This window comes from Citrobacter sp. RHBSTW-00570 (genome assembly GCF_013739755.1).
Classification (GTDB): Bacteria; Pseudomonadota; Gammaproteobacteria; order Enterobacterales; family Enterobacteriaceae; genus Citrobacter; species Citrobacter braakii.
The window spans coordinates 4,025,250-4,045,985 of record NZ_CP056399.1; the positions used below are offsets into that span (position 1 = coordinate 4,025,250).

General features: G+C 50.3%; 17 protein-coding genes, 3 tRNA genes and 3 rRNA genes. 8 read left to right on the forward strand and 15 right to left on the reverse strand.

Features of this window, described 5'->3' with window-relative positions; translation table 11 throughout:
- Positions 1-37: 37 nt before the first annotated feature.
- Together HV237_RS19190 and HV237_RS19195 are read right to left on the reverse strand one after the other, a co-directional pair.
- The gene (locus HV237_RS19190; protein WP_019076063.1) at positions 38-586 is read right to left on the reverse strand and encodes a fimbrial protein; all 549 of its coding nucleotides are present in this window, start codon (positions 584-586) and stop codon (positions 38-40) included.
- 69 nt (positions 587-655) lie between these two features.
- Positions 656-1,204: a fimbrial protein gene (locus HV237_RS19195; protein ID WP_016155749.1), complete on the reverse strand. Its 549-nt coding sequence runs from the start codon at positions 1,202-1,204 to the stop codon at positions 656-658.
- Positions 1,205-1,953: 749 nt separating this feature from the next.
- Between HV237_RS19195 and HV237_RS19200 the strand changes: the two genes are divergently transcribed.
- Together HV237_RS19200 and HV237_RS19205 are read left to right on the forward strand one after the other, a co-directional pair.
- Positions 1,954-2,637 carry a winged helix-turn-helix domain-containing protein gene (locus HV237_RS19200; RefSeq protein WP_223307926.1) on the forward strand — a complete coding sequence of 228 codons (684 nt, stop codon included), beginning with the start codon at positions 1,954-1,956 and terminating at the stop codon, positions 2,635-2,637.
- 1 nt (position 2,638) lies between these two features.
- Entirely contained in the window at positions 2,639-3,157 is a 519-nt protein-coding gene (locus tag HV237_RS19205; protein WP_016155747.1) for a hypothetical protein, read from the forward strand.
- 155 nt (positions 3,158-3,312) lie between these two features.
- Here the strand turns inward: HV237_RS19205 and HV237_RS19210 are convergent.
- Both HV237_RS19210 and dnaQ read right to left on the reverse strand, forming a co-directional pair.
- Positions 3,313-3,389 (reverse strand) — tRNA-Asp (locus HV237_RS19210).
- A 134-nt stretch (positions 3,390-3,523) separates the two neighbouring features.
- Complete coding sequence (dnaQ, locus tag HV237_RS19215; RefSeq protein ID WP_029139417.1) at positions 3,524-4,252, reverse strand: DNA polymerase III subunit epsilon; 729 nt, start codon at positions 4,250-4,252, stop codon at positions 3,524-3,526.
- A 64-nt stretch (positions 4,253-4,316) separates the two neighbouring features.
- Here dnaQ and rnhA point away from each other — a divergent pair, with 64 nt between their 5' ends.
- Positions 4,317-4,784, forward strand: a complete 468-nt coding sequence (gene rnhA, locus HV237_RS19220; protein WP_016151805.1) for a ribonuclease HI — start codon at positions 4,317-4,319, stop codon at positions 4,782-4,784.
- Here the strand turns inward: rnhA and HV237_RS19225 are convergent.
- On the reverse strand, positions 4,781-5,503 hold the full coding sequence (locus HV237_RS19225) for a class I SAM-dependent methyltransferase (protein WP_019076062.1): 723 nt from the start codon (positions 5,501-5,503) through the stop codon (positions 4,781-4,783). The genes rnhA and HV237_RS19225 overlap by 4 nt on opposite strands.
- 33 nt (positions 5,504-5,536) lie before the next feature.
- Between HV237_RS19225 and gloB the strand changes: the two genes are divergently transcribed.
- Together gloB and mltD are read left to right on the forward strand one after the other, a co-directional pair.
- Complete coding sequence (gene gloB, locus HV237_RS19230; protein WP_047357610.1) at positions 5,537-6,292, forward strand: hydroxyacylglutathione hydrolase; 756 nt, start codon at positions 5,537-5,539, stop codon at positions 6,290-6,292.
- Between the two features lie 71 nt (positions 6,293-6,363).
- Positions 6,364-7,722, forward strand: a complete 1,359-nt coding sequence (gene mltD / locus HV237_RS19235) for a murein transglycosylase D (protein ID WP_029139416.1) — start codon at positions 6,364-6,366, stop codon at positions 7,720-7,722.
- 49 nt (positions 7,723-7,771) lie between these two features.
- On the opposite strand, the gene HV237_RS19240 is transcribed toward mltD, so the two are convergent.
- The 3 genes from HV237_RS19240 to HV237_RS19250 all read right to left on the reverse strand — a co-directional run bounded on the left by HV237_RS19240 (position 7,772) and on the right by HV237_RS19250 (position 10,726).
- Positions 7,772-8,542, reverse strand: a complete 771-nt coding sequence (locus tag HV237_RS19240; protein ID WP_047357609.1) for a class I SAM-dependent methyltransferase — start codon at positions 8,540-8,542, stop codon at positions 7,772-7,774.
- Positions 8,543-8,618: 76 nt separating this feature from the next.
- Entirely contained in the window at positions 8,619-9,419 is an 801-nt protein-coding gene (locus HV237_RS19245) for an endonuclease/exonuclease/phosphatase family protein (RefSeq protein WP_029139415.1), read from the reverse strand.
- Positions 9,420-9,550: 131 nt separating this feature from the next.
- Positions 9,551-10,726, reverse strand: coding sequence for an MFS transporter (locus HV237_RS19250; RefSeq protein ID WP_047357653.1), 1,176 nt, complete (start codon positions 10,724-10,726; stop codon positions 9,551-9,553).
- 104 nt (positions 10,727-10,830) lie between these two features.
- Between HV237_RS19250 and yafC the strand changes: the two genes are divergently transcribed.
- On the forward strand, positions 10,831-11,745 hold the full coding sequence (gene yafC, locus HV237_RS19255; protein ID WP_047357608.1) for a DNA-binding transcriptional regulator YafC: 915 nt from the start codon (positions 10,831-10,833) through the stop codon (positions 11,743-11,745).
- A 20-nt stretch (positions 11,746-11,765) separates the two neighbouring features.
- Here the strand turns inward: yafC and dkgB are convergent, their stop codons facing one another.
- From dkgB to gmhB, 7 genes are all read right to left on the reverse strand, one after another.
- Positions 11,766-12,569, reverse strand: coding sequence for a 2,5-didehydrogluconate reductase DkgB (gene dkgB, locus HV237_RS19260; RefSeq protein WP_019076057.1), 804 nt, complete (start codon positions 12,567-12,569; stop codon positions 11,766-11,768).
- 164 nt (positions 12,570-12,733) lie between these two features.
- Positions 12,734-12,810: transfer RNA gene (locus HV237_RS19265), tRNA-Asp, on the reverse strand.
- A 55-nt stretch (positions 12,811-12,865) separates the two neighbouring features.
- Positions 12,866-12,981 (reverse strand): 5S ribosomal RNA (rrf, locus tag HV237_RS19270).
- A 98-nt stretch (positions 12,982-13,079) separates the two neighbouring features.
- Positions 13,080-15,986 (reverse strand): 23S ribosomal RNA (locus tag HV237_RS19275).
- 220 nt (positions 15,987-16,206) lie between these two features.
- Positions 16,207-16,282: transfer RNA gene (locus tag HV237_RS19280), tRNA-Glu, on the reverse strand.
- Between the two features lie 85 nt (positions 16,283-16,367).
- Positions 16,368-17,909: ribosomal RNA gene (locus HV237_RS19285) — 16S ribosomal RNA — on the reverse strand.
- Together the 16S, 23S and 5S rRNA genes with 2 tRNA genes alongside form the textbook arrangement of a ribosomal RNA operon.
- A 364-nt stretch (positions 17,910-18,273) precedes the next feature.
- Entirely contained in the window at positions 18,274-18,840 is a 567-nt protein-coding gene (gmhB, locus tag HV237_RS19290; RefSeq protein ID WP_016151783.1) for a D-glycero-beta-D-manno-heptose 1,7-bisphosphate 7-phosphatase, read from the reverse strand.
- A gap of 189 nt (positions 18,841-19,029) precedes the next feature.
- Here gmhB and metN point away from each other — a divergent pair, with 189 nt between their 5' ends.
- A complete protein-coding gene (gene metN, locus HV237_RS19295; protein ID WP_016151782.1) occupies positions 19,030-20,061 on the forward strand; it encodes a methionine ABC transporter ATP-binding protein MetN in 1,032 nt (343 codons plus the stop codon).
- The gene (locus tag HV237_RS19300; protein ID WP_016151781.1) at positions 20,054-20,707 is read left to right on the forward strand and encodes a methionine ABC transporter permease MetI; all 654 of its coding nucleotides are present in this window, start codon (positions 20,054-20,056) and stop codon (positions 20,705-20,707) included. The genes metN and HV237_RS19300 overlap by 8 nt, the downstream gene beginning before the upstream one ends.
- Positions 20,708-20,736: the final 29 nt, after the last annotated feature.

Consider the following 20,736-nt stretch of genomic DNA (forward strand, 5'->3'; position numbering starts at 1 on the left):
GTTAGCAAACCTTCAGATACCCGAATTGCAGTGCAGCTCAGAGATAATTCACAACAAAATGCGTGACCGCAGTAAATTCGCCAGATGTCATTCTTCCGTCGCGGGAGATCAAATAAGCCGTAAAATTGAGCGTGTTTTTCCCTGGATTAAGCACATAGTCCGGTGATGGCTCACCCAGATGAATTTGCTGTCCGTTGCTGTCATATATTTCTATCGCTAAATTTTCAGTTTCCGATTGCACGCTTAGATAATCAGGATTGTCACTATCCGGTGCGCCAGAAAAGGTAATATTGGCGCGTTGAAACAGATTCCCGGGGTGTTGAGAATCCCCTAATGAACATCCCAACAAATGAATGCTGAAATCATGCGCTGATACTTTCTCTGGTTTTCCGGAAATATCTCTGGCTGAGAGATCATCAAATTCAACCAGTAGCGACCGGTCGCGTGGATCGACATAACAGGCAGCCTCAATAATATTTCCGCGCATGCGCATTTTGCCGGGCGTACTGACAAGACGATTGGTGTCAGCCAAAACCCATGCAGGCGATATGAAGATAAAAAGCAGTAAAATTCGCCATCCAGGCATCACCGCATTTCCTTTCAGTTATTCGCAGGAAGGGTTAAGCAGGCGCGTTAATGCGCCTGCTGCAGATCGTTACTGGTAGTCGATCTGGAAATTAACAGTAGATTCGAAATCACCCGGAGTTACCGCGGCAGATGCGTTGTTTGCCTGCAGGTAAGCGACGAAATCAATGTCGGTTTCACCATCGGTAATGTTGACCTGAGAGGCGGCTTGACCCCATTCCACGTCCTGGTTGCCACTGTCAATCATACCGATGCCCGCACCCTTTGCAGTACCAGAGGTGAATGCAGCCAGCGCGTTGTTGTCTGTATCAATCGTTGCCGGGGTATAGGTCACAGTGGCCGTTTTCGCGACGGTCGTATCACAGCCCTGCAGAACGATTTTGGCATGCTTAACGCCAGCACGTTGGTTGTCTTTTAACTGAGAAGTTGGGATCTCACCAAAATTAACCTGTACCGGGCTGGATTCTGGTGCCAGACCACATGCGGAATTAACCAGAGAACCGGTGAAGTGAATTTTACCGTTAGTCGGTTCGACATTTTTTGCAGCAAAAGCAGAAGAGGCAGTAAAAGTCATTCCCGCCATCAGCGCACAGGCCACAGCCACGTTTTTCATTTTCATATTACTACTTAACCTTATATCTGTTTTTTAGTTATTCCGAAGATCTATTTCCGCAGATAATTTATGTCCGGGAATCCTGATCTGCAGGTGGCGGTAGCGCATATCCTTGCAAACAATCCATCTCAAGCCGCCCCGTATTTTGAACTTCATTGGTATTCCATCCGAAATACCGTCCACAGTTGTTTACGCTGTTTCGGGGCTTATATTAAGTCGACGAGAAAATGACACAATGCAAAAATCCGGTATTAATCAAACTCAGGGAATCATGTTGTAACACTGTCTGCACAGCGATCGTTTACCTAAAAAACCGCCAAAAATCACGACTTAGCCAGTGTTAGTATCTATCATTTATCATTTTTATAGAGCTTTTATCTATCAACTATTTTTTTATTTAGCCAGAACAACAGGCAAAATGTATTTATGAAATTTTTGTAAAAATGAAATTGGATATCAAAAACGAGTAATGACAATAAGATAGTGAAAGAGAGGAAGGAGAAAAGAGGATTCTATAAGAGATATTAAAATATTGTTATATAAATATTAATAAAACGATCTATGGTACAACCATTTTTTATAAATGAATTATGTTATGCTATTGCTTCACCCACTCGAATGCGAGATATCCTGCTTTAAAGGAGACATCAGTGATTTCTCATATACCAATAAACAAAATTAAATCCGTAATTATTGGTGATGGCTTAGTTTTCAGACCACATAAAAATACCCTAAAAGACCTGGCATCTGGTGAAATGGCCACATTGAATAATGTGGCAACACAATTACTGCTCTATTTGTTGCAAAATGGTAAAGAGATATCCTCGCGTGATGAAATTCTGCTGAATGTTTTTCAGCATAATGGCGCCAGAGCGACGGATGCGAATCTCAATCAGCACATTTCATTTCTGCGCAAAGCAATAACGTCTACGGGTCATCCTGCAGAACTCATCGTCACAATTCCGCGGATGGGATTTCGGATGGGCGACGCTAATATCAATATTCAGCAACTGGAAGAAGCGCAAGCTCCCGCCAGAATTGCCAATGTTGCATCGACGCTCAACAAAAAGAAACAAAGCCGTTGGCCTGTGGCGATAACCGCGTTAATTACCGGCATCGCCGTGCTGGCGACAGCGTGGTTAACATGGATACCCAATGAAATCGCCATGACGGACGCGACTATCCTGCGGACTATCGACTATGAACAATGCCGTGTACATATATTAGGAAACGCCCTCACCGATACCATAACCGAAAAGAAAGCGCTGGATATTTTCAAGTCCGTGGGCATTAACCCCGACTGTTCGTACCCAAAAGATCTGTATCTCAATACCTGGGCGAGCAACCATAATCTGGTTGAGTGGTCGTTTGCCGCTGAATGCGGGCTGAACCTCGGCTATTACCATTGCATCAGCCAGTATCGCCATCATGAGGAATGATATGAAGCAAGAAAGCGATCACTCTCCTTTACTATGGTCAGTCGTGATTGCCATTTTTGGGCTGGCGGCTATCGCTTTTTTTATTATCGCCGGGAATGCGAAAAAACAAGAAATCAGTTTTTCCTGCTCCTCGGAATTCACGTCGATACTCGACATCCAGGATACAAAAAAGGTACTCCATGGAATAATGCTGATTACCAGCTACAACTCCGGACACCTTTCATTGTCAGTACAAGGGAAACTCAAAAGTGATGATGGCGAGTTTGCTGTGAACCGAAAACTGTTCTTTCGCTATGCCCGACCACTCGGCCATACTGCTGGTGTTTTCATGCTCACTCCCAACGGACGTGAAAAATCTCCCGATGATGAAGCAACGGATGCTGTCGATTATCTCTTCTTCGACGCTTACGAACGTGCCGACAAGCTGTATATGCTAAAGCACTTGAATGAAGAAACGGTGCTTATCGGCGATAACTTTTCCCCCCGCTTCGCCTGCGTGATGAATCACTTCGCAGGTTGATCTGCCCCTGGATATGCGTCGGGTTAAGGATGACCTGATGTGTTGCCTGCCCGATAGCACGGACGTGGTCGATAAAGTGTGATGATGAGATTATTATTGTGGCGGGCTAAAACGACGAAAGCCTGAATCATTTCTGATTCAGGCTTTCTGAATAGTGGCGGAATGGACGGGACTCGAACCCGCGACCCCCTGCGTGACAGGCAGGTATTCTAACCAACTGAACTACCACTCCGCGTTGTGTTCCGCTTGGGAACGAAGCGAATATTACGGATTGCCTCACGCGTCGTCAACGCTTTTTCTCACGTTTTTTAATCGTTTGCTGCAAAAATCACCCGAATGGTCATTTCCATACGGAAAACGTACAAACTATGCCCGCCAGAGGCAACTTCCGCCTTTCTTCTGCACCAGGTCAAGGCGCGACTCATGGGCCGCTAACTCTTCATCAGTGGCGAAAACAACGCGTAGTTTGCTGGACTGTCGCACAATACGCTGGATCCCCGTGTCATTTTGCTGCTGGCTGTCACCTTCCATTGAGAACGCCATCGTGGTCTGCCCACCGGTCATCATCAGATAAACGTCGGCCAGAATCTGGGCATCGAGCAATGCGCCGTGCAGGGTTCGCTTACTGTTGTCTATTTCATAGCGTGAGCATAACGCATCAAGGCTGTTGCGCTTGCCAGGAAACATTTTCCTCGCCAGCGCCAGGCTATCGGTAATTTTGCAGAATTCGTTTGTCTTCGGAATATCCCGCCTGAGCTTAGCAAATTCGTAATCCATAAAGCCGATATCAAACGATGCGTTATGGATGACCAGCTCTGCACCGCGGATGTAGTCGAGAAACTCATCGGCCACATCGGCAAACGTAGGTTTATCAAGCAGGAATTCGTCTGCGATTCCGTGTACACCAAACGCTTCCGGGTCCACCAGCCGATCCGGTTTCAGGTAAACGTGGAAGTTATTCCCGGTCAGGCGGCGGTTCACCACTTCAACCGCACCGATCTCAATGATCTTGTGGCCTTCGTAGTGGGCGCCAATCTGGTTCATACCGGTGGTTTCGGTATCGAGGACGATCTGTCGTGTAATTCCAGTGCTCATAACGGTCATTTATGTCAGACTTATCGTTTGATTTCGATTTGCTAAAACAGGAAGTCTACCAGAGATGCTTAAACAGGTAGAGATTTTCACCGATGGTTCTTGCCTGGGAAATCCAGGGCCAGGTGGTTATGGGGCGATTTTACGCTATCGCGGGCGCGAAAAAACCTTTAGCGAAGGCTACAACCTCACCACCAATAATCGCATGGAGCTGATGGCGGCAATCGTTGCGCTGGAAGCCCTGAAAGAACAGTGTGAAGTGATACTCAGCACGGACAGCCAGTATGTGCGCCAGGGCATTACGCAGTGGATCCACAACTGGAAGAAGCGCGGCTGGAAAACAGCAGATAAAAAACCAGTGAAGAACGTCGATCTGTGGAAACGTCTGGATACCGCGCTGGGGCCGCATCAAATCAAATGGGAATGGGTTAAAGGCCATGCGGGCCATCCGGAAAACGAACGCTGTGATGAGCTTGCGCGCGCTGCTGCAATGCGTCCCACTCAGGATGATATTGGGTATCAGGCTGAGGCTTAAACGTCTGGTTTACGGTATTGCCGGGTTGCGCCAACGGCCTGGCGGATAGGCGTTTTGCTTTTATTTTGTTTCATCGGGTTGAGCGTAAGCGGAATGGTTCGCTTACGCGCAACCACCAGTTGCAAACAGCCCAGCGCAGGGATATGGGCGCTTAACATTTTCCCGCCCTTCTTGTTCCAGGGCAGGACATGAAAACGGCTATAGTGCAGTACTTCAAAATTCAGCAATGAGAGCCAGTCCAACTGCCGCATGAGGGTAAACATCCGGCTGTTGTAGGGCGATGTTTTACGCAATACGGGCACCAGTTTACGCAATCCCATCAGACTTACCGGGTTAAAGCCGCTCAGAATCAACCAACCGTCATCAATAAGCACGCGATCGGCTTCATGCAGTAAGCGATGTGGATCGGAACACCACGGCAGCGTATGAGCCAACAAACAAACATCCACGGACTTATCGGCAAAGGGCAGATGTAAAGGATCGGCAGTCACCTGCATGGGAGCGCCTTGCAAAGAAACATTTACCTGATGAGAAACCGCGCACGCTTCGGAATTGATTTCTGCGCTTAAATTACCAATCTTAAGCAGATGAAATCCGTACATTTTTGCGAACCACGGGTTAAGCTGATGCTCCAGCGCCTGACGATAGTGTTCGCCCCAGGGCAAATCATCCCAACTAACGGGCGCTACGACAGTTTGAGGGATCCTTGCCGGTTTCATCACAACCTTCCGTTACGCATTGAGAGGTAATCTATGAATCTTAACAGTATTCCTGCATTTCAGGACAATTACATCTGGGTCCTGTCGAATAATGACAAACATTGTCTGATTGTGGACCCGGGTGAAGCAGAACCTGTTCTGAAAGCTATTGCAGAACATAACTGGGTTCCCGAGGCCATTCTGCTGACACATCATCATCAGGATCACGTGGGCGGCGTGAAAGAACTTCTGCAACATTTCCCACAAATAGCGGTATACGGACCGGCTGAAACGCAAGATAAGGGAACGACGCATATAGTCGAAGATGGCGATATTGCACTCGTTTTGGGGCATGAATTTACGGTAATTGCTACGCCGGGTCACACTTTAGGACATATCTGTTACTTTAGCCGCCCTTACCTGTTTTGCGGCGACACGCTCTTCTCCGGTGGCTGCGGTCGGCTTTTTGAAGGCACAGCATCTCAAATGTATCAATCACTTAAAAAACTAAACGCACTTCCTGACGATACATTGATTTGTTGCGCACATGAGTACACATTAGCAAACATGAAGTTTGCCTTAAGCATTCTTCCGCACGATCCGTTCATAAATGAATATTATCGTAAAGTTAATGAGTTACGCGTAAAAAAACAAATGACACTGCCCGTAATTCTGAAAAATGAGCGACGAAATAATCTTTTTTTAAGAACGGAAGATATTGATTTAATTAATGAAATAAATAAAAAAACAATATTGCAACAACCTGAAGAGCGTTTTGCCTGGTTAAGGTCAAAGAAAGATACGTTCTGACAATTCCGGGTTGCCTTTTGAAAACTTCGCCGTTATGATCGGTCGTCTTTTAAGCAACTATTGACACACACATGAAGGCAAAAGCGATATTACTCGCCTCTGTCCTGCTTGTTGGGTGCCAGAATACTGGTAACGTCCAACAACACGCACAGAGCCTTTCTGCAGCTGGTCAAGGGGAAGCAGGAAAGTTTACAAGTCAGGCGCGATGGATGGACGACGGAACATCTATCGCTGCTGATCAAGATTTGTGGGCTTTCATTGGTGACGAGCTAAAGATGGGAATTCCGGAAAACAACCGGATTCGCGAACAGAAACAGAAGTATTTACGCAATAAGAGCTATCTCCACGATGTAACTTTACGGGCAGAGCCGTATATGTACTGGATAGCCGGGCAGGTTAAGAAACGTAACATGCCAATGGAACTGGTACTACTACCCATAGTGGAGAGCGCTTTTGATCCTCACGCAACGTCTGGCGCCAATGCCGCAGGTATTTGGCAGATCATTCCGAGCACGGGGCGCAATTATGGTTTAAAACAGACCCGCAATTATGATGCACGTCGCGACGTTGTGGCTTCCACCACCGCCGCACTGGACATGATGCAGCGTCTGAACAAAATGTTTGATGGCGACTGGCTGCTGACCGTTGCTGCTTATAATAGCGGTGAAGGTCGTGTCATGAAGGCAATTAAAACGAACAAAGCCCGTGGTAAACCCACTGACTTCTGGTCGTTGCCATTGCCTCAGGAAACGAAGCTATATGTGCCAAAAATGCTGGCATTGAGCGATATACTCAAAAACAGCAAACGCTATGGCGTGCGTCTGCCAACAACAGACGAAAGCCGCGCGTTGGCACGTGTTCGCCTGAGTAGCCCGGTTGAAATGGCTCAGGTTGCCGATATGGCGGGTATTTCCGTCAGCAAGCTGAAAACCTTCAATGCAGGCGTGAAAGGCTCCACGTTGGGTGCCAGCGGTCCGCAATATGTGATGGTGCCAAAGAAGCATGCAGAGAAGCTGCGTGAGTCTCTGGCCTCAGGCGAAATTGCAGCCGTGCAGTCAACGTTGGTTGCGGATAACACGCCGCTGAACAGCCGCAGCTACAAAGTTCGCTCTGGCGATACGCTTTCTGGCGTCGCTTCACGTCTTGGCGTGAGCACCAATGACCTTAAGCAGTGGAATAATCTGCGCGGGTCATCGCTGAAAGTAGGCCAAAATCTGACGGTGGGCGCTGGTACCAGCGCACAGCGACTGGCGAACAACAGCGATAGCATCACCTATCGTGTGCGTAAAGGCGACTCGCTCTCGAGCATTGCCAAACGCCACGGGGTTAACATCAAGGATGTGATGCGCTGGAACAGCGATACGAACAATCTGCAGCCAGGCGATCAGCTAACGTTGTTTGTGAAAAACAGCGGTATGCCGGACTCCTGATAGCATTGTAGAAATGAAGGCACTGGTTTCCCCCCAGTGCCTTTTTTATTTATCCCGCTTTATGTGCTTCAACCATTATCGTGTCGCTGGTAAACGAGCCATCTTCCTGTAACGCAAAATAGGCTTTCACTTCCGCAGAAGCACTTTGTTGGTATACACGGATCGCGTCGCTCAACGCTGCAGGCGTACGCATCCGCGCCACCCACGAACTGAACTCCAACGGCAGACGATCGGTTAACAAGGTATCGGCAATCAGATTGGCGTCATTGATTAACGACAGCCATTCTCCGCTGGAATAGTTGCGTACGTGCGAGGTATCACGTAACGCCTCCACAGTTTGCAACCAGATGTCACGTACAGGATGGCCAGGCGACATCACATCCATCACAATCAGCACGCCGCCGGGCCTCAGAATGCGGTTCACTTCTCGCAACGCACGCCCGACATCATGCCAGTGATGCGCGGAATAGCGGCTAATCACCACGTCAAATACGTTATCTTCAAACGGCAGGCTTTCAGCATAACCCTGCCGTGTGGCGATATTCTCCAGACCTCTGTCCTTTGCCGCTTCAGTGACCACGTCAAGCATCTGCGACGATAAATCATATGCCACTACCTGCTTTGCGTATTGCGCGGCCACAAAGCTGGCGTGCCCCGCTCCGCATCCCATATCCAACACGCGGGCCTGCGGAAATGCCAACAACCTTTCCCCCAGACGTTGCAAGTCACGACCAGAGGCGTGCACCGCACTGGTTAAGTAGGCATTAGCCTGAGAGCCAAACTGTTTTTCGACGTTGTCATGATGAGAGCGTGTTGTCATTGTGTTGTCCTTCGGTTGTTGTGAAATATGAAGGGCAACCATCACAGGCCTGCCCTACGGCAGACCTGACACACCGTTATTGTTCAGGTTTGCCGGGACTGAATTCAACGAGTAGCGGGTTGTGGTCGGAGGCGCGGGTGACCAGCACAGAGGCCTCACTCACGTTCAGACCGCGATAGAACACAAAATCGAGAGGACGACCAAACGCGCGGCGGCGCTGATCGTCGGTAAAGCGCACCTGGCGCAGCGACATTTCACGCGCAAAGCGGTACAGCGCATTCATCCGTCGACGGCTCCAGGCATTAAAATCGCCGGCCATAATCACCGGACCGCTGTGATGAGCAATCTGATCGCCAATGGGAAGTAACTGCTTACTATAGACATCAACGCCAAGGCTAAAGTTAACCGCGTGGATATTCACCACCATTAACAACCGAGTGTCAGGCAACGGGTACACCGTCACCAACGCCGATTTCGCCAGCCGTAAAATAGGCTCACGCTCGCGTAATGGGCAGCAGTAAACTGGATGGGCGGAGGAGAGTGTCATAACGCCAGAGGGGTGCTGAGGCAGCACAAAGGCGGGAACCTGGTCGGCAGCGAGATAGTTAGTGGTCGCAAACTGCACCAGTTCTGGTGTGGTTTGCGCTTCCTGCAATAACACCAGATGCGCGTCTTTACCAAAATTCTTCAGCACCGACTGCCATTCTGCTCGCTGCTGTTTAAAAATATTCCATACCAGCACGCGAATGCGATCTTCACTGCTCAACGGTACGCCTGCGGGTAATGCCTGGCCAATATGCGCAAACGAGCCCGGCGGTAAAATCCGCTCGGCGGGTTGACCGGCAACATAACGCATGGCATAGGTGTTTTTTCGCACTTTAGACTTTCAAACCTCTGTAACGTCAACCAGTCCGCAGCCGGACTGGTTCTTCTGTTATAGGGATTTTAGCACTCACTTTCAACGAACAATTGCAGTTTGTTTTGTAAGTGGGCGCTTACATCAATGATTTACCCCAGAGCAACGTGCGTGGGCTTATCAAGACGGCCGCTCAGCCCCATCAACAGGAAAGCCACCAGAACAATAAGTGCGCCAATCCATGGTGTCTGCGCCAACCCATAATGCTCGACCGTTTGTCCGCCAATCACGGAACCCAGTGCAATACCAATGTTAAACGCTGCAATGTTCAGCCCTGACGCCACATCAACAGCATTGGGCGTAAATTGTTCCGCTTTCTGTACCACGTAGACCTGCAACCCCGGTACGTTACCGAAGGCAAAGATCCCCATCACCAGAATGGTAGCCAGCGCGGCGTACTGCGTGGAAGCCGTCAGTTGGAAGACCATCAGTAAAACAAACAGCGCGGCGAAAATGAATTTCAACGCAGGAACCGCACCATGCTTATCCGCCAGCTTACCGCCCCAGATATTGCCGATAGCGACTGATACGCCGTAACCCAGTAAGATCCAGCTTACCGCTGCCGGGGAGAAGCCCGCCAGATCCTGCATCATCGGTGCCAGGAAGGTGAAAGCCGTGAACACACCACCGTAGCCCAATGCCGTAATGGCGTAAATCAGCAACAGACGAGGATGAGTCAGCACTTTCACCTGGTCGCGAATGCTGGCGGCCGCTCGACCAGGAATGTTAGCCGGGATCAGCAGTTGGCTACTAATCAGCGCAATCACGCCTAACATTGATACTGCCAGGAAAGTCTCACGCCAGCCAAAGTGCTGGCCGATAAACGTACCCAGCGGCACGCCCGTGACCAGTGCCACCGTTAAGCCACCGAACATAATAGCGATGGCGGAAGCTGCTTTTTCTTTTGGCACCAGACTTGTCGCGATAGTGGAACCAATCGAGAAGAATACGCCGTGAGCCAGCCCCGTCAGCAGACGGGCGACAATAAGTGTCATATACCCGGGTGCCTGCCATGCCAGTAAATTCCCCACCGTAAACAGGACCATCAGCGCGACAAGCAACTTTTTACGTGGCAGGCTTCCGGTCAGAGCGGTCAGTACCGGTGCGCCAATCGCCACACCCAGCGCATAGATTGAAACCAGCATCCCGGCTGAAGGTAACGAGATTGCCAGTTGTTGAGCGATGGTCGGCACCAGGCCAACAATCACAAACTCAGTCGTGCCAATAGCGAAGGCACTTATTGTTAGTGCAAATAATGCGAGAGGCATAAATAACTCCGTAACATCAGTAATCAGATGACACGCAGTATGCCGGGATGTTTTAATAACAAAAATATTCAAAATCTCAATATAATTTTGCGTCAGGTGCAAAAATGAAAGCAACCTCTGAAGAACTTGCGATTTTTGTGGCCGTTGTGGAAAGCGGCAGCTTCAGCCGGGCGGCAGAACAACTCGGTCAGGCTAATTCCGCAGTCAGTCGGGCAGTAAAAAAGCTGGAGATGAAATTGGGTGTGAGTCTGCTTAATCGAACGACCCGACAGCTAAGCCTGACAGAAGAAGGAGAACGCTACTTCAGGCGTGTGCAGCAGATACTGCAAGAGATGGCAGCAGCAGAAACGGAAATCATGGAGTCACGCAATACCCCGCGCGGCCTGCTGCGTATCGACGCGGCAACGCCGGTGATGCTGCATTTCCTGATGCCGCTAATCAGACCGTTCCGTGAGCGATATCCTGAGATGACATTGTCTCTTGTCTCCTCAGAAACGTTCATCAATCTTATTGAACGAAAAGTGGATGTCGCGATACGAGCAGGTACGCTGACTGACTCAAGCCTGCGTGCGCGTCCGTTGTTTACCAGCTATCGTAAGATTATTGCCTCACCGGACTATATTGCCCGTTTTGGCAAGCCCGAGACTGTCGAACAGTTAAAGCAGCATCTGTGTCTGGGGTTTTCCGAACCCGTTTCACTCAATACCTGGCCGATTGCCCGTAGCGACGGACAGCTCCATGAGGTCGAATGTGGGATTTCTTCCAACAGCGGGGAAACGTTAAAACAGCTTTGCCTGAGCGGCAATGGTATCGCATGTCTTTCAGATTATATGATTGATAAAGAGATCGCGCGGGGAGAACTGGTGGAGCTGCTGGCCGATAAACGTCTGCCGGTAGAAATGCCTTTCAGCGCCGTTTACTACAGCGATCGTGCGGTCAGTACACGCATTCGGGCATTTATAGACTTTTTAAGTGAGTATATAAGAACAGCTCCCGAAGGAGCTGTGAAAGAGGGTTAAAGGTACAGAGGGTCGGGCAATTAATCCCAATCAGGGGCCAGACCTTCCGGGCTGACCAGACGATCGTTGCAGTCCAGTGCCGCGATCGCTTTTTTATCTTCAGTATCCAGATGCAGGTCCAGCGCCAGCAGGTTGCTTGCCAGGTTTTCACGCTTGGTAGATGAAGGGATCACGGAGTAACCTTCATCCATTGCCCATGCCAGAATAACCTGCGCCGGGGTCGCGTTATGTTTAGCGGCAATGCGTGCAATCACTTCATCTTTTAGCGCCTTACCGTAAGCCAGCGTCATGTAAGAGGTGATGTGGATACCGTGCGCTTTAGCCCAGTCAACCACCTTACGACTCTGCAGATACGGAGACAGCTCAATCTGGTTGGTCGCGATATTGTCTGCACCGACTGTAGCAATGGCTTTTTCCATCAGCGGAATAGTGAAGTTTGAGATACCAATTTCGCGAGTCAGCCCCTGCTCTTTCGCTTCAAGCAGCGCCTGCATAAACTCTTCAACGGATACCGCATCGCCCGGAGATGGCCAGTGGATCAGCGTCAAATCAACATAATCCGTACGCAGTTTCTTCAGACTTTCTTTCAGACTTGGGATCAGTTTGTCTTTGCTGAGATTTTCAATCCAGATCTTGGTGGTGATGTACAACTCGTTACGCGGTACGCCACTTTCGGCAATTGCCTGACCAACAGCCGCTTCATTTTCATAGATTTGCGCAGTGTCGACAGCACGGTAGCCCAGCTCAAGCGCCGTTTTGACAGAAGCGATAACCACGTCGTCTTTCAGGCGAAACGTACCTAAACCAAATGCAGGGATAGTCATAGAATTCCTCTTTTTAATCACTATGTTCGTTAACTGAGAGGATTATGACCATCAGTTCTTTGCCGAAAAAGAGTGAAAAATGCAGAGGATTTTTGCGGATTCAGCAATAATTAAATCGCTGGAAAAGAAAAAGCCCTGAGCGTTAGCTCAGGGCTCTTAATAAGTGGCGGAACGGACGGGACTCGAACCCGCGACCCCCTGCGTGACAGGCAGGTATTCTAACCAACTGAACTACCGCTCCACCGAATTTCTTTGTCACTACCCGGATTATTCATCCCGGTTTACTGCAATTTGATGCCTGGCAGTTCCCTACTCTCGCATGGGGAGACCCCACACTACCATCGGCGCTACGGCGTTTCACTTCTGAGTTCGGCATGGGGTCAGGTGGGACCACCGCGCTACAGCCGCCAGGCAAATTCTGTTTATCAACACACCTCTCAGGTCTGTCGATGTAATCTGTAATCAAGCTGAATTTCGATGTCTCATCCGCCAAAACATCTTCGGCGTTGTAAGGTTAAGCCTCACGGTTCATTAGTATCGGTTAGCTCAACGTATCGCTACGCTTACACACCCGACCTATCAACGTCGTCGTCTTCAACGTTCCTTCAGGACCCTTAAAGGGTCAGGGAGAACTCATCTCGGGGCAAGTTTCGTGCTTAGATGCTTTCAGCACTTATCTCTTCCGCATTTAGCTACCGGGCAATGCCATTGGCATGACAACCCGAACACCAGTGATGCGTCCACTCCGGTCCTCTCGTACTAGGAGCAGCCCCCCTCAATTCTCCAGCGCCCACGGCAGATAGGGACCGAACTGTCTCACGACGTTCTAAACCCAGCTCGCGTACCACTTTAAATGGCGAACAGCCATACCCTTGGGACCTACTTCAGCCCCAGGATGTGATGAGCCGACATCGAGGTGCCAAACACCGCCGTCGATATGAACTCTTGGGCGGTATCAGCCTGTTATCCCCGGAGTACCTTTTATCCGTTGAGCGATGGCCCTTCCATTCAGAACCACCGGATCACTAAGACCTGCTTTCGCACCTGCTCGAGCCGTCACTCTCGCAGTCAAGCTAGCTTATGCCTTTGCACTAACCTCCTGATGTCCGACCAGGATTAGCTAACCTTCGTGCTCCTCCGTTACTCTTTAGGAGGAGACCGCCCCAGTCAAACTACCCACCAGACACTGTCCGCAACCCGGATTACGGGTCTACGTTAGAACACCAGCCATTAAAGGGTGGTATTTCAAGGTTGGCTCCATGCAGACTGGCGTCCACACTTCAAAGCCTCCCACCTATCCTACACATCAAGGACCAGTGTTCAGTGTCAAGCTATAGTAAAGGTTCACGGGGTCTTTCCGTCTTGCCGCGGGTACACTGCATCTTCACAGCGAGTTCAATTTCACTGAGTCTCGGGTGGAGACAGCCTGGCCATCATTACGCCATTCGTGCAGGTCGGAACTTACCCGACAAGGAATTTCGCTACCTTAGGACCGTTATAGTTACGGCCGCCGTTTACCGGGGCTTCGATCAAGAGCTTCTCCTTACGGATAACCCCATCAATTAACCTTCCGGCACCGGGCAGGCGTCACACCGTATACGTCCACTTTCGTGTTTGCACAGTGCTGTGTTTTTAATAAACAGTTGCAGCCAGCTGGTATCTTCGACTGATTTCAGCTCCATGAGTAAATCACTTCACCTACATATCAGCGTGCCTTCTCCCGAAGTTACGGCACCATTTTGCCTAGTTCCTTCACCCGAGTTCTCTCAAGCGCCTTGGTATTCTCTACCTGACCACCTGTGTCGGTTTGGGGTACGATTTTGTGTTACCTGATGCTTAGAGGCTTTTCCTGGAAGCAGGGCATTTGTTACTTCAGCACCGTAGTGCCTCGTCATCACACCTCAGCGTTAACAAGACTCCGGATTTACCTGGAATCTCCGCCTACATGCTTAAACCGGGACAACCGTCGCCCGGCTAACATAGCCTTCTCCGTCCCCCCTTCGCAGTAACACCAAGTACAGGAATATTAACCTGTTTCCCATCGACTACGCCTTTCGGCCTCGCCTTAGGGGTCGACTCACCCTGCCCCGATTAACGTTGGACAGGAACCCTTGGTCTTCCGGCGTGCGGGTTTTTCACCCGCATTATCGTTACTTATGTCAGCATTCGCACTTCTGATACCTCCAGCAACCCTCACAGGCCACCTTCAACGGCTTACAGAACGCTCCCCTACCCAACAACACATAGTGTCGCTGCCGCAGCTTCGGTGCATGGTTTAGCCCCGTTACATCTTCCGCGCAGGCCGACTCGACCAGTGAGCTATTACGCTTTCTTTAAATGATGGCTGCTTCTAAGCCAACATCCTGGCTGTCTGTGCCTTCCCACATCGTTTCCCACTTAACCATGACTTTGGGACCTTAGCTGGCGGTCTGGGTTGTTTCCCTCTTCACGACGGACGTTAGCACCCGCCGTGTGTCTCCCGTGATAACATTCTTCGGTATTCGCAGTTTGCATCGGGTTGGTAAGTCGGGATGACCCCCTAGCCGAAACAGTGCTCTACCCCCGAAGATGAATTCACGAGGCGCTACCTAAATAGCTTTCGGGGAGAACCAGCTATCTCCCGGTTTGATTGGCCTTTCACCCCCAGCCACAAGTCATCCGCTAATTTTTCAACATTAGTCGGTTCGGTCCTCCAGTTAGTGTTACCCAACCTTCAACCTGCCCATGGCTAGATCACCGGGTTTCGGGTCTATACCCTGCAACTTAACGCCCAGTTAAGACTCGGTTTCCCTTCGGCTCCCCTATTCGGTTAACCTTGCTACAGAATATAAGTCGCTGACCCATTATACAAAAGGTACGCAGTCACCCCATAAAGAGGCTCCCACTGCTTGTACGTACACGGTTTCAGGTTCTTTTTCACTCCCCTCGCCGGGGTTCTTTTCGCCTTTCCCTCACGGTACTGGTTCACTATCGGTCAGTCAGGAGTATTTAGCCTTGGAGGATGGTCCCCCCATATTCAGACAGGATACCACGTGTCCCGCCCTACTCTTCGAGTTCACAACACATGCACTTTTGTGTACGGGGCTATCACCCTGTATCGCCGGACTTTCCAGACCGTTCCACTACCACACATGCTGATTCAGACTCTGGGCTGCTCCCCGTTCGCTCGCCGCTACTGGGGGAATCTCGGTTGATTTCTTTTCCTCGGGGTACTTAGATGTTTCAGTTCCCCCGGTTCGCTTCATTACGCTATGTATTCACGTAATGATAGTGTGACGAATCACACTGGGTTTCCCCATTCGGAAATCGCCGGTTATAACGGTTCATATCACCTTACCGACGCTTATCGCAGATTAGCACGTCCTTCATCGCCTCTGACTGCCAGGGCATCCACCGTGTACGCTTAGTCGCTTAACCTCACAACCCGAAGATGTTTCGTAAAACACTTCAGTGTTGCGAAAATTTGAGAGACTCGGACACACCGCTTTTCATTTCTTGTTTACGGAGAAATGAAACAGTGTGTCGTTTCAATTTTCAGCTTGATCCAGATTTTTAAAGAGCAAATATCTCAAACGAGACTCGAAAGTCTGTTTTGAGATACTTCGGTCGGCGACTTTCACTCACACATACCAGCAAGTGGCGTCCCCTAGGGGATTCGAACCCCTGTTACCGCCGTGAAAGGGCGGTGTCCTGGGCCTCTAGACGAAGGGGACACTGAAGTCTCAATCGCAAGACGCCTTGCTATTTACTTTTCATCAGACAATCTGTGTGAGCACTACAAAGGTCGGTTCTTTAAGGTAAGGAGGTGATCCAACCGCAGGTTCCCCTACGGTTACCTTGTTACGACTTCACCCCAGTCATGAATCACAAAGTGGTAAGCGCCCTCCCGAAGGTTAAGCTACCTACTTCTTTTGCAACCCACTCCCATGGTGTGACGGGCGGTGTGTACAAGGCCCGGGAACGTATTCACCGTGGCATTCTGATCCACGATTACTAGCGATTCCGACTTCATGGAGTCGAGTTGCAGACTCCAATCCGGACTACGACATACTTTATGAGGTCCGCTTGCTCTCGCGAGGTCGCTTCTCTTTGTATATGCCATTGTAGCACGTGTGTAGCCCTACTCGTAAGGGCCATGATGACTTGACGTCATCCCCACCTTCCTCCAGTTTATCACTGGCAGTCTCCTTTGAGTTCCCGACCGAATCGCTGGCAACAAAGGATAAGGGTTGCGCTCGTTGCGGGACTTAACCCAACATTTCACAACACGAGCTGACGACAGCCATGCAGCACCTGTCTCACGGTTCCCGAAGGCACCAAGGCATCTCTGCCAAGTTCCGTGGATGTCAAGAGTAGGTAAGGTTCTTCGCGTTGCATCGAATTAAACCACATGCTCCACCGCTTGTGCGGGCCCCCGTCAATTCATTTGAGTTTTAACCTTGCGGCCGTACTCCCCAGGCGGTCGACTTAACGCGTTAGCTCCGGAAGCCACGCCTCAAGGGCACAACCTCCAAGTCGACATCGTTTACGGCGTGGACTACCAGGGTATCTAATCCTGTTTGCTCCCCACGCTTTCGCACCTGAGCGTCAGTCTTTGTCCAGGGGGCCGCCTTCGCCACCGGTATTCCTCCAGATCTCTACGCATTTCACCGCTACACCTGGAATTCTACCCCCCTCTACAAGACTCTAGCCTGCCAGTTTCGGATGCAGTTCCCAGGTTGAGCCCGGGGATTTCACATCCGACTTGACAGACCGCCTGCGTGCGCTTTACGCCCAGTAATTCCGATTAACGCTTGCACCCTCCGTATTACCGCGGCTGCTGGCACGGAGTTAGCCGGTGCTTCTTCTGCGAGTAACGTCAATTGCTGCGGTTATTAACCACAACACCTTCCTCCTCGCTGAAAGTACTTTACAACCCGAAGGCCTTCTTCATACACGCGGCATGGCTGCATCAGGCTTGCGCCCATTGTGCAATATTCCCCACTGCTGCCTCCCGTAGGAGTCTGGACCGTGTCTCAGTTCCAGTGTGGCTGGTCATCCTCTCAGACCAGCTAGGGATCGTCGCCTAGGTGAGCCGTTACCCCACCTACTAGCTAATCCCATCTGGGCACATCCGATGGCAAGAGGCCCGAAGGTCCCCCTCTTTGGTCTTGCGACATTATGCGGTATTAGCTACCGTTTCCAGTAGTTATCCCCCTCCATCGGGCAGTTTCCCAGACATTACTCACCCGTCCGCCACTCGTCACCCAAGGAGCAAGCTCCTCTGTGCTACCGTTCGACTTGCATGTGTTAGGCCTGCCGCCAGCGTTCAATCTGAGCCATGATCAAACTCTTCAATTTAAGTTTGATGCTCGTGAATTAAACTTCGTAATGAATTACGTGTTCACTCAGAGACTTGGTATTCATTTTTCGTCTTGCGACGTTAAGAATCCGTATCTTCGAGTGCCCACACAGATTGTCTGATAAATTGTTAAAGAGCAGTTGCGACGCGCTTTAGCGCTCTGTCGCGAGGTGGCGTATATTACGCTTTCCTCTTTCAGAGTCAACCCTCATTTTCAGGTTTTTCTCTTCAACCGAACCGGCTGTTTGTGTGAAGTGATTCACATCCGCCGTGTCGATGGAGGCGCATTATAGGGAGTCGACTCAGGAAGACAAGCGGAAAAATGCATTTTTGTTTCAACCGCTCACCTTTTATCCATTGCGCTTACTTTTGCTGCTTTTTTATCGCCATTGGCAGGTCTGCCAGACTATTTATGACCAAATCTGCCGCATTTTCTGCTTCCGGCGTAACAGGTTTACCTGTGCGCACCAGAACCTTCGTTCCAACATTCGCCGCTGCCGCTGCCTGCATATCTTCTATCTTGTCGCCTACCATATAGGAAGCGGCCATATCGATATGCAGGAAGTCTCGGGCGGAGATCAACATTCCAGGATGCGGTTTACGACAGTCGCAGACCTGACGATACTCTTCTACTGTGCCCTGCGGATGATGCGGGCAATAGTAGATACCATCCAAATCAACGTCGCGATCGGCCAGCGACCAGTCCATCCATTCGGTCAACGTTTCAAACTGTGCCTCAGTAAATTTGCCACGAGCGATACCAGACTGGTTTGTCACGATAATGAGCGCGTAACCCATATTTTTAAGTTCACGCATGGCATCAATAACGCCGTCGATAAACTCGAACTCGTCAATCTCATGTACGTAACCGTGGTCCACATTAATGGTGCCGTCGCGGTCGAGAAAAATTGCGGGTACAGATTTTGCCACCTTTTATAGCTCCTGAATAAGGCATGTGGCTCTAGTATCGCATGTTTCGGCGGGCAAGAAAGTGCTCATCGTGCAAAGCTAGATTGATTTAGACGTCTGGATGCCTTAACATCCATCTTGTTGACGGCTTCGACCGTCCCAGACAGACGAAAATGCCACGGCTAACTTAATTACGATAATAAATAACCAATGATTAAACTTTCGAATATCACCAAAGTGTTCCAGCAGGGGACTCGCACCATTCAGGCGCTAAATAAAGTCAGCCTGCACGTTCCTGCCGGGCAGATTTATGGCGTCATTGGCGCCTCCGGTGCCGGTAAAAGTACGCTCATTCGCTGCGTTAACTTACTTGAACGCCCAACCGAGGGCAGTGTTCAGGTTGGCGGTCAGGAGCTGACGACGCTTTCTGAATCCGAGCTGACTAAAGCTCGCCGTCAAATCGGCATGATTTTCCAGCACTTTAACCTGCTTTCTTCCCGTACCGTGTTTGGCAACGTCGCGCTGCCGCTGGAACTGGATAACACGCCAAAGGAAGAGATCAAACGCCGTGTAACAGAACTGCTGGATTTAGTCGGCCTTGGCGACAAGCACGACAGCTACCCGGCCAACCTTTCCGGCGGACAAAAACAGCGAGTGGCGATTGCGCGTGCGCTGGCCAGCAATCCAAAAGTGTTGCTGTGTGATGAAGCCACCAGCGCACTTGATCCGGCAACAACCCGCTCGATTCTGGAATTATTGAAAGACATTAACCGTCGTTTGGGACTCACCATTCTGCTGATTACCCATGAGATGGACGTTGTAAAACGCATTTGTGACTGCGTAGCGGTCATCAGTAATGGTGAGCTGATTGAGCAGGACACCGTCAGCGAAGTGTTCTCCCACCCGAAAACGCCGCTGGCACAGAAATTTATCCAGTCCACGCTACACCTGGATATCCCGGAAGATTATCTGGAACGTTTAAAAGCAAAGCCAGAAGCCGACAGCGTGCCAATGCTGCGCATGGAATTCACCGGTCATTCGGTTGATGCGCCATTACTTTCTGAGACGGCCCGTCGCTTTAACGTGAATAACAACATTATTAGCGCGCAGATGGATTACGCCGGCGGCGTGAAGTTCGGCATCATGCTGACTGAAATGCACGGCACACAGGAAGATACGCAAGCAGCCATTAACTGGTTGCAGGAACACCATGTAAAAGTAGAGGTACTGGGTTATGTCTGAGCCGATGATGTGGCTGCTGGTTCGCGGCGTATGGGAAACGCTGGCAATGACCTTTGTGTCCGGTTTTTTTGGTTTTGTGATTGGCCTGCCGGTTGGCGTGTTGCTGTACGTAACGCGGCCGGGGCAAATCATTGAGAACGCGAAGCTCTACCGCACGCTCTCTGCACTGGTGAATATTTTCCGTTCCATCCCGTTCATTATCTTGCTGGTGTGGATGATTCCGTTCACCCGCATGATCGTTGGCACCTCTATTGGGCTGCAGGCCGCTATCGTCCCGCTGACCGTTGGCGCCGCGCCGTTTATCGCCCGTATGGTGGAAAACGCGCTGCTCGAAATCCCGACCGGGCTGATTGAGGCCTCCCGGGCAATGGGCGCCACGCCGCTGCAAATTGTACGTAAGGTATTACTACCAGAAGCACTGCCTGGACTGGTCAATGCGGCCACCATCACCCTTATCACGCTGGTGGGTTATTCCGCGATGGGCGGTGCCGTCGGTGCCGGTGGTCTTGGCCAGATTGGTTATCAGTACGGTTATATTGGCTACAACGCTACCGTCATGAATACAGTGCTGGTATTGCTCGTCATTCTGGTTTATTTAATTCAGTTATCCGGTGATCGCATCGTCCGGGCTGTCACGCACAAATAACGTTGCACACAACACTAAAAACTCATTAA